Here is a 9,081-nt window from a genome sequence, read left to right on the forward strand (position 1 = left end):
CTGACGGGGTGGGCGGTGGACCGGGGCGCGGTGCGGCGGTACGGCGCGGACGTGGCCTTCCCGCTGTCGGACCACGCGGACTTCCCCGGGCTGGTGTCCTACGCGAAGGCCACGGGGGCGCGGGAGGTGCTGACGTGCCACGGCTTCGCGGAGGAGCTGGCGCAGGCGCTGCGCGACGCGGGGATGGACGCGCGCCCGCTGGGCGGGAAGCCGCAGCAGCTCGGGCTGTTCTGACAGGCGGCCTGGGGGCGCGGTAGAAGGACGTCCATGGCCCGCAAGACGCCGCAGCTGGAAGGACGCACCGCGCGCGTCCTCGTGTGTACCGAGCACAAGAGCTTCGTCACGAAGGAGCTGCCCGAGGCGCGGGTGTCCTTCGAGGGCCTGGAGGGCGACCGCCACGCGGGCCTGACGCGAGCGGCGGACGTGCGCACGCCGTGGTTCCCCAAGGGGACGCCCATCCGCAACACGCGGCAGCTCTCACTGGTGTCGACGGAGGAGCTGGCCGAGGTCGCGCAGACGCTCGGCATTCCGCGCGTGCTGGCGTCATGGCTGGGCGCGAACCTGGAGGTGACGGGCGTGCCGCGGCTGACGCACCTGCCTCCGGGCACGCGCCTGTTCTTCCCGGAGGACACGACGCTGGTGGTGGAGGGGGAGAACGAGCCCTGCACGGGCCCGGGGCGCGTCATCGAGGCGCACCATCCGGACGTGCAGAAGCTGGCGAGCCGCTTCGTGAAGGCAGCGTGGCAGCGCCGGGGGCTGGTGGCCTGGGTGGAGCGCCCCGGCATCATCCGCGCGGGGGACACCGTGAGGGTGACGCTGCCCAGGCCCGTGACGTACGTGCTGCCTTCGTCCGGCGCGTAGCTCCGCGAGCCCTCGCGCCAGAAACACCCCGGGGCCGCCAGGCCCGGGAGCGCATCCCGGACCCCGCGGCCCCGCGGGCCTCGACCTGCACCGGACGGCTACTCCTCCGGTGACTGGACGATGAGCTTCTCCTTGCCGCACACGTCACAGCGCAGGTGGACGAAGAGGTCGCCGTCGCTCTCCTCGGGAACCTCACCCTCGGGAACGCCCAGCTCTTCCTTCGCCAGCGCCGCCACCTTGGACGGAATCTCCTCCGCCTTCAGCGACTGGACGTACGTCATCTCCCGCTCGTGGCACTCGCGCGTCTCGGGGCCCGTGAGCCACGACGGCTCCATGCCCTCCGGCAGCCGGCTCACCAGCTCCAGGTGGGTGACGGACTCGGCCAGGTAGGCCAGCCGCCGCAGCCGGGCCTCGTCCGGCAGCGCCGCGAAGACCTGGAAGCCCTCCAGCAGGGCATTGCGGTCCTCACCCGTGGCCAGGTGCGCCAGCTCCAGCGACGCGTCGCTCGACTCCAGCGCCTCGTCCCAGTTGTTCTCCGGGTTGAAGCCCGCCTCCAGGAGCGACGTGTAGAGCTGCGTGGCCGCCAGCCGGCGCCGCGCCTCCTGCAGGTGCTCCACGACTTCGTGCGTCAAGCGCAGCTCCAGCAGCGCGCCCGTGGTGCGCGGGTCGATGGCGCCCGTCAGGTCATCCACCTCCACCTCTTCCCGCAGCGCGCCCTTCAGCACCTGGGCCGCGGCGAAGCGGAACAGGGGCAGCACGCCCACCTCGCGCAGGTACATGGCCGCCACCGGGGCGTCCTTGGCGCCCATGCGGAGCGCCTTCTGCGCGCGGTCCACCACCGCCGGGTCGGCCGCGGGCTTCTTGTTCTCCAGCCGCGTCTTCACCGCCTCGCGGTAGAGCGTCTCCAGCGAGCTGCCCGGGGGCAGCCGCTGCGGCAGGAGCGGGCGCAGGCCGGGCACGTCCAGCACCCACAGCGGGGGCACGCCCATCCGCTTCAGCGCCCGGAAGAAGAGCGAGCCAGGCGGGTCCTGGGGCCGGAAGGGCGGCAGCTCGTCGCCCACGGGCTCACCCTGGAGCGCCGCGGCGGCCTGCGCGCCCAGCGCCTTCTCCCGTTGCTCACGGGTGAAGGCGGTGATGCCCTGGGCGGGGGGCGGCGGAGGCGGCGGGGCCTCCTCGCCGTCCAGCCCGACGACGCGGTCCATGTCCACGTCGTCCAGCTCGACGTCGTCGAGCCCCTTGGCGCCCGTGAAGTCGCACCGCAACAGCTTCAGCTTTTCGAACGTCGCGCCTTCGAGGTTCGCACCCCGGAAGTCGCAGTCCTGGAGCCGGCCGCCGTGAAAGTAGGCATTGGAAAGGTCCGCGTCCCGGAAGTTGACCTTGGACAGGTCGCACCGGTCCCATTCCGAGCCGATGAGGCCCAGCCCGGACAGGTCCGTGTTGGCGGAGAACAGTTGAGTGAAGGTGGCGCCGGTATGGTCGGTGGCGACCTGGCCGGACTTGCGCATCCGGTTCCATTCCGCCGAGCCACTCTGGAGAAGCTTCTCGATACTGGGGGCTTTCGCCATGGACCGGGGATTATTCGTATGGTCTGGTCCATGCGCCAGCACAAATGATCGAGTACCGAATCGAAGCCGACACCGCCGGGATGCGGCTGGACAAGCACCTGCGCAAACGGCTCCCCAATGTTCCGGTGAGCCACCTCTTCAAGATGATTCGCACCAAGAAGGTGCGGGTGAACGGGAAGCGTGCGCAACCCGAGCAGTTGCTGTCCGAAGGAGACGTGCTCACCATCCGCGGCGACGAGCAGCAGCTCGTGGGGGCGGAACGTCCGAAAGTGGACCCGCCTCCACCACCGGTGGACCCCAGCCGGTTGGTCATCCTTCGAGAGGACGACTGGCTCATGGCCGTGGACAAGCCCAGCGGAATGGCCGTCCATACCGGCAGCGGCATCACCGGCGGGACGCTGGTGGACTACGTGCGCGCCTATCTGGGGCCCAAGGCCGTCCGCAACGACTTCGCGGCCTCGCCCGCACACCGGCTGGACCGGGAGACCTCCGGCGTCATCCTGGTGGCCAAGCGGCGCCCGGCCATGGTGCACTTCACCGAGGTCTTCACCCACGGCCTGTCCCGCAAGCGCTATCTCACCCTGGTGAAGGGGAAGATGCCACGGGACTCCGGGGTCATCGACCTGCCCTTGTCGGAACACCAACAGACGGCCGAATCCAAGGCCCGTCGGGGGGTGAACATGCAGGCGGCCGTCACCCGGTGGAAGGTCGTGAAGCAGTCGGGCGAGGCGGCGCTCCTGTCCTGCGCCATCGAGACGGGGCGCACGCATCAGATAAGAAGGCATCTGGCCGCCATCGGACATCCGGTGGCTGGGGACAGGAAGTACGGTGACTTCGCCTTCAACCGCGACGTGCGGGCGCGCTGGGGGCTCAAAAGGTTGTTCCTGCACGCCGAGCGCATCGAATTCCCGCATCCCGAAGGCGGCGCGAAGGTGGTCGTCGAGGCCCCCCTCGCCGTCGAGCTCCGAGATGTGCTCAAGCGGGCCGCATTGGTGCCCTGACGCCCGCGAGGCACAAAAGAAACGCGTATGTCCGACCCTAAATCCGCTGACCGCAGCCGCTCGAAGCTGGTGCTCGACGGCGTCCCCTCCAAGCGCTGGTGGAAGTTCCTCCTGAAGACCGCGGGATGGCTGGCGCTGACGGGGGCCACGGCCGCCGTGATGGCCGTGACGACCGTGTACTACGTGTACGCGGATGGACTGCCCGCCATCCCCAAGGTGGACGAGTACTGGCCGCCCATCGTCACCGAGGTCTACACGGATGACGCGGTGCTGGCCGGCGAGTTCTACGAGGAGCGCCGCAAGGTGGTGCCCTACGAGCGGATTCCGAAGCGCCTGGTGCAGGCCTTCATCGCGTCGGAGGACTCCAGCTTCTTCGACCACTTCGGCGTGGACGTGCTGGGCACCGCGCGCGCCGGCTTCAAGACGGTGGGCTCCAAGCTGGGCCTGCGCTCGGGCGGCATCCAGGGTGGCTCCACGCTGACGCAGCAGACCGCGAAGGCGGTGCTCATCTCCGCGGAGGGCTACAAGTCCGCCACCGCGAAGACCATCACCCGCAAGATTCGCGAGGCCATCCTCGCCCGGCGCCTGGAGGAGTCGCTGACGAAGGAGGAGATTCTCTACCTCTACCTCAACAACGTCTTCCTCGGGCACCACAGCTACGGGGTGCAGAGCGCCGCGGAGAACTACTACCGCAAGGACGTGCGCGACCTGACGCTGGGCGAGATGACGCTCATCGCGGGCCTGCCGCAGGCGCCCAGCCGCTACTCGCCCTTCCTGCGCCCGGAGGCGGCCCGCAAGCGCCGCTCCTACGTGCTGCGCCGCATGCTGGTGGAGGGCATGATTTCGCAGGAGGAGCACGACACCGCCAACGCCGAAGAGGTGAAGGTGTACCCGGTGGAGGACGTGTTCCACGAGTTCGCGCCGTACTTCGTGGAGCAGGTGCGCAAGGACGTGGTGGACCGGTACGGCAACCCCGTGCTGCTCAAGGCCGGCCTCAAGGTCTTCACCACCATGGACAGCGAGCGTCAGCGCGCCGCGCAGGACGCGGTGCTCCACGGCCTGCTGTCGGTGGACAAGCGCCAGGGCTGGCGCGGCCCGGTGGAGCAGCTCGCGTCGAAGGAGGCCATCCGCGCCTTCATCGACCGCTCGAAGAAGCTCATGGGCGCACAGGAGCTGGTGGAGAACCGGCTCTACGTCGCCGTCGTCACGTCCATTGACGGGGACGGCAAGGGCGCGGACGTGCAGGTGGGCGGGCACACCGGCCGGCTGCCGCTGCTGGGCATGCGCTGGGCGCGCAAGGTGAACCCGGAGGGCTACTACCCGGCGATGATGATTTCCTCGGTGAAGCGGGCCCTCACCGAGGGCGACGTCATCGTGGTGCGCCACGTCACGAAGAAGGACCTGACGGACGACAAGGAGCAGTGGGACAAGAAGCTCGCGGACGAAATCCCCAGCGAGGGCGTGAAGCTCTTCCGCCTGGAGCAGACGCCCGAGGCGCAGAGCGCGCTCGTCTCCATCGACCCCCACCGCCAGTACCTCACCGCGATGGTGGGCGGCTACGACTTCGACGACAACGAGTTCAACCGGGCCTTCCAGGCGTGCCGTCAGCCGGGCAGCTCCTTCAAGCCCTTCGTGTACTCGGCCGCGCTGGAGCAGCTGGACTGGACGGAGGCCACCGTGCTGGTGGACTCGCCCATCGTCGAGCACGACCCGGACACCAAGGTGTCGTGGAAGCCGGCCAACTACAGTGACAAGTTCGAAGGCGAGGTGCTGCTGCGCACCTCGCTGGTCAACTCGCTGAACGTGCCCGCGGTGAAGACGTTCGGCGCGGTGGGCGTGAAGAACATGGCCGCGTGGAGCACGAAGCTCGGCATCACCACGCCCATGAACATGGACTTCTCCGCGGCGCTCGGCTCCTCGTGCGTGTACCCGGTGGACCTGGCCAACGCCTACGCCACCTTCAACCGCTACGGCCGCAAGAAGCCCACGTACTTCATCCGCAAGATTGAGGACCGCTGGGGCCGCACGCTGGAGGACCACACGGCCTTCGACGACGCGTGGGCGCCCCTGCAGGACCGCGTGGCCGCCGGCTACGCGCGCCTCTTCGAGCCGGGCGAGCAGGTGATGAGCCCGGAGGCCGGCTTCATCCTCACGCACCTGCTGCGCGGCGTGGTGCTCCAGGGCACCGGCGGTCCGGCGCAGCGCCTGGGCAAGCCGGCGGCGGGGAAGACGGGCACCACCAACGACTCGTTCGACGCGTGGTTCGCCGGCTACACCCGCGACCTGGTGACGGTGGCGTGGGTGGGCTACGACTTGAACCCGCATCCGCTGGGCCGCTACGAGACGGGTGGCCGCGCCGCGCTCCCCATCTGGCTCAACTACATGAAGAGCGCGCTGGGGGACCGGAAGCAGTCCGAGTTCTTCCCGTGGCAGTCCATGAACCTGGTGCGGCTCCACATCGACAGGAAGACGGGGAAGATTGCCCCCGCGGGCGCCAGGGATTCGGAGCTGATGTTCTTCAAGAAGGGCACCGAGCCGAAGGACGCGGTGCCCGACAAGAACACGGTCGACGTCGACCAGTTCATGATGGGCGCGCAGTAGCGCGGAAGGCGCGCGCCGGCGCCAGGTGCCGCTCCAGCGCCTGGCGCAGGGCGGCGGTGTCCGGCCCCGCCTCCAGCACCGAGCGCGTGGCGGTGGGGATGACCTGCGCCTCGCGCCCGGCGAACAGGCGCTTCAAGTCGTCGAAGCCGGCGCCCTGCGCGCCGATGCCGGGTGTGAGCAGCAGCGCGCCGCCCAGCCGCTCGATGACGCCCCGGTCCGAATCAGGGAGGGTGGCGCCCATCACGGCGCCCGCCACCGGCGCCGCGTCCTGGCCGGGCTGCTCGTTGAAGGCGCGCAGGCCGTCCGCCAGGGCCTCCGCCACGGTGCGGCCGTCCTCGCCGCGCGACGTCTGGAGTGAGGTGCCCTCCGGGTTGGAGGAGCGCACCACCACGAAGGCGGCGGCGCCGGACGCGCGCGCCCGCTCCAGCGTCTTTCGCAGCGCGCCCAGCCCCAGGTAGGCGGTGAAGGTGGCCGCGTCCGCTTCGTAGGCGCTGCCCTCGCCGAAGACTGTCTCGGCGTAGGCCTCCATGGTGGAGCCGATGTCCCCGCGCTTCACGTCCAGCAGCGTGAGGGTGCCCACGGCCTTGAAGCGGCGCAGCAGCTCCTGGAGGACCTGGAGGCCCGCGGGGCCGTGGCGCTCGAAGAAGGCGCTCTGCGGCTTCACCACCGCGACGGTGCTTCCCGCCGCATCGGCCACGCGCTCGCAGAAGTCGCGCAGGCCCTGGGCGTTGTCGGGCAGGCCCCAGCGCGTCAGCAAGTCCTTTGACGGGTCGATGCCAAGGCAGAACGGCGAGCGCTGCTCGGCCAGTTGGCTGAAGCGGTGGGCGAAGGGCTGTGGCGTCGTCACCGGGCGTCTCCGTGGGAAGGGGAAGGTCAGCGCAGCCGCCGCGCGGCCGCGTCGAAGAGGGGGTTGGGCAGCACCTTCGCCAGGCGCGTGGGCACCGCGAGCTGCCAGGGGAAGGACACCTCCGCGTCGCCCCGGACGATGCCCTTGCCCATCAGCTCCACCGCGTCATGCGTCTCCATGAGGAAGGGCATGGGGAAGGGGTTGGTGGCCGTCATCTCGCTCTTCACGAAGCCGGGGTAGATGCAGGTGACGCGCACGCCGGTGCCGCGCAGGTCCACGCGCAGGCTCTCCATGAAGGTGGACAGGAAGGCCTTGGACGCGGAGTAGGCCGCGTGGCCGGCCAGTCCGCGGAAGCCCGCGAGGCTGGAGACGCCCACCAGGTGCCCGCGCTGGCGCTCCACCATCTGGGGCAACACGGCGCTCAGCGTGGCGGCGGCGCCGGTGACGTTGGTGTCGATGATGCCGCGCACGCGCTCCCATGGCAGGCGCTTCGCGTTCGTCGTGCCGCCAATGCCCGCGTTGGCCACCACCAGGTCCAGCCCGCCCGCCTCCGCGTCCAGCGCGCGGATGCGCTCCAGGGTGGCGTCCGCCTGGGTGACGTCCAGCGCCACGGGCTCCACGGTGACGCCGGCCGCCTGGGCCTCGTCCCGCAGGGCCTGGAGCTGCGGCAGGCGGCGTCCGGCGGCGAACACGCGGACGCCCCGCTTGGCGAGCCACAGCGCCAGCCCGCGTCCCAGGCCGCTGGATGCACCCGTCACCAACGCCGTCCGGTAGCTCAGCTCCACCATGCAGTCCTCCCGTGTGCTGCCGGGCTTCTCGCACGGTTGCCAGGGGAAGAACAGCGGCGCGAGACGCGGCGCGCCATCCAGCCGACGCTCTACACGCGAGGCCAGTACGGCCGCAGCGCCTCGCGGCTCACCCGCAGCGCGGCCTTCGCGTCCGCGTGGGTGTCACCCGTGGGGAAGCTGTCCTTGCGCCCGGCGAGCACCTCCACGCAGGCATGCACGGACTGGGACAAGCCCTCCAGCGAGTAGCCGCCCTCCAGCAGCAGCACCAGCCGGCCCTGGCACGCGCTGTCGGCCAGGGACTTCATCGCCGCGCACATGGCCGCGAACCCGCGCTCGCTGACCTCCATGCCGCCAATCGGGTCGTGCTGGTGCGAGTCGAAGCCCGCGGAGACGAGGATGAGCTGGGGCCGGTACGCCTCCGCCACGGGCAGCAGCAGCTCCTCGAAAATCATCCCGTAGTCCGCGTCCGAGTTGCCGCCCGGCAGGCCCACGTTGACGGTGTAGCCCTCGCCCTCGCCCTTGCCCGTCTCCTGGGCCGCGCCCGTGCCCGGGTAGTAGGGGAACTGGTGCACCGACTGGTACATCACGTCCCGGCGCGACCAGAACGCCGCTTGCGTCCCGTTGCCGTGGTGCACGTCCCAGTCGAGCACCAGCACGCGCTCGGCGCCCAGCTTCCGGCCCGCTTCCGCGGCGATGGCCGCGTTGTTGTACAGACAGAAGCCCATGGCCTTGTCGGGCTCGGCGTGGTGCCCGGGCGGGCGCACCAGCGCGAAGGCGTTGCGGGCCTCGCCGCGCATCACCGCCTCCACCGCCTGCACGGAGGCGCCCGCCGCCAGCCGGGCCGCGTCGATGCTGTCCGGCGACACATGGGTGTCCGGGTCCAGCTGCGAGGCGTGCCCGCTCAGGCTCGCCAGGTACGCCAGCAGCTCCGGCGTGTGGACCGACGCCAGCTCCGCCTCCGTGGCGGAGCGTGGGGCGGTCATCACCGTGCCCTTCACCGGCGTGCTGGCCAGCACCCCGAGGATGCGGCGCAGCCGGGAGGGCGACTCCGGGTGGCCCTCCCCGGGGTCGTGTTGGAAGAAGAGCGGGTCCGTCAGGAGGAGGGTGGATGACATCGGGGGGACCTTACGCATCCGCCAGGCGGGACGTCAGCACCCCTGGGGGACAGGCCGCGCCAGCGCCCCGTTCTTGCCCTGCCGGTGTTTCCCTCCCTACAGTGCCTCGTCTTGGCTCTCCGGTTCAAGAAACCCGGCCTGCGCAGCCTGCTGCTGGGCTCCTTCGCGCTCGTCCTCGCCCTCATCCTGGGGACGCTCTTCTTCGTCGTACCCTCGCGCGTGGAGGCCCACCTGGAGCAGCGCCTGCAGACGCGGGGCGAGGCCCGTGCCAGCCAGGCCGTCAGCATGCTCACAGCCCAGCCC

Annotated in this window: 7 protein-coding genes and 2 pseudogenes; 5 read left to right on the top strand and 4 right to left on the bottom strand. The window is 70.5% G+C overall.

Annotation, left to right across the window (positions count from 1 at the left end; genetic code table 11):
- A pseudogene (locus G4D87_RS27610) lies at window positions 1-234 on the top strand (MBL fold metallo-hydrolase); the annotation flags it as partial.
- A gap of 33 nt (window positions 235-267) precedes the next feature.
- Window positions 268-861, top strand: coding sequence for an MOSC domain-containing protein (locus tag G4D87_RS27615; protein WP_163785585.1), 594 nt, complete (start codon window positions 268-270; stop codon window positions 859-861).
- A 98-nt stretch (window positions 862-959) separates the two neighbouring features.
- Here G4D87_RS27615 and G4D87_RS27620 read toward each other — a convergent pair whose 3' ends face one another.
- Window positions 960-2,426: a pentapeptide repeat-containing protein gene (locus G4D87_RS27620; protein ID WP_176410030.1), complete on the bottom strand. Its 1,467-nt coding sequence runs from the start codon at window positions 2,424-2,426 to the stop codon at window positions 960-962.
- Window positions 2,427-2,470: 44 nt separating this feature from the next.
- On the opposite strand from G4D87_RS27620, the gene G4D87_RS27625 reads away from it, so the two are divergent.
- Together G4D87_RS27625 and G4D87_RS27630 are read left to right on the top strand one after the other, a co-directional pair.
- The gene (locus tag G4D87_RS27625; RefSeq protein ID WP_163785589.1) at window positions 2,471-3,427 is read left to right on the top strand and encodes an RluA family pseudouridine synthase; all 957 of its coding nucleotides are present in this window, start codon (window positions 2,471-2,473) and stop codon (window positions 3,425-3,427) included.
- Between the two features lie 27 nt (window positions 3,428-3,454).
- Window positions 3,455-6,028, top strand: coding sequence for a penicillin-binding protein 1A (locus G4D87_RS27630; protein WP_163785591.1), 2,574 nt, complete (start codon window positions 3,455-3,457; stop codon window positions 6,026-6,028).
- Here the strand turns inward: G4D87_RS27630 and pyrF are convergent.
- The 3 genes from pyrF to G4D87_RS27645 form a co-directional block, all read right to left on the bottom strand.
- The gene (gene pyrF / locus G4D87_RS27635; protein WP_163785594.1) at window positions 6,009-6,875 is read right to left on the bottom strand and encodes an orotidine-5'-phosphate decarboxylase; all 867 of its coding nucleotides are present in this window, start codon (window positions 6,873-6,875) and stop codon (window positions 6,009-6,011) included. The genes G4D87_RS27630 and pyrF overlap by 20 nt on opposite strands.
- Window positions 6,876-6,901: 26 nt before the next feature.
- Entirely contained in the window at window positions 6,902-7,663 is a 762-nt protein-coding gene (locus tag G4D87_RS27640; RefSeq protein ID WP_163785596.1) for an SDR family oxidoreductase, read from the bottom strand.
- 89 nt (window positions 7,664-7,752) lie between these two features.
- A complete protein-coding gene (locus G4D87_RS27645; protein WP_240358656.1) occupies window positions 7,753-8,778 on the bottom strand; it encodes a histone deacetylase family protein in 1,026 nt (341 codons plus the stop codon).
- Window positions 8,779-8,889: 111 nt separating this feature from the next.
- On the opposite strand from G4D87_RS27645, the pseudogene G4D87_RS27650 reads away from it, so the two are divergent.
- A pseudogene (locus G4D87_RS27650) lies at window positions 8,890-9,081 on the top strand (methyl-accepting chemotaxis protein); the annotation flags it as partial.

Origin of the sequence: Myxococcus vastator, assembly GCF_010894475.1 — a bacterium.
GTDB lineage: Bacteria > Myxococcota > Myxococcia > Myxococcales > Myxococcaceae > Myxococcus > Myxococcus vastator.

Excerpts from the sequence above, each read along its gene's own strand:
- G4D87_RS27625 (WP_163785589.1), top strand. The coding sequence starts at position 2,471 with ATGATCGAGTACCGAATCGAAGCCGACACCGCCGGGATGCGGCTGGAC.
- G4D87_RS27645 (WP_240358656.1), bottom strand. The coding sequence starts at position 8,778 with ATGTCATCCACCCTCCTCCTGACGGACCCGCTCTTCTTCCAACACGAC.
- G4D87_RS27630 (WP_163785591.1), top strand. The coding sequence starts at position 3,455 with ATGTCCGACCCTAAATCCGCTGACCGCAGCCGCTCGAAGCTGGTGCTC.
- G4D87_RS27615 (WP_163785585.1), top strand. The coding sequence starts at position 268 with ATGGCCCGCAAGACGCCGCAGCTGGAAGGACGCACCGCGCGCGTCCTC.
- G4D87_RS27620 (WP_176410030.1), bottom strand. The coding sequence starts at position 2,426 with ATGGCGAAAGCCCCCAGTATCGAGAAGCTTCTCCAGAGTGGCTCGGCG.
- G4D87_RS27640 (WP_163785596.1), bottom strand. The coding sequence starts at position 7,663 with ATGGTGGAGCTGAGCTACCGGACGGCGTTGGTGACGGGTGCATCCAGC.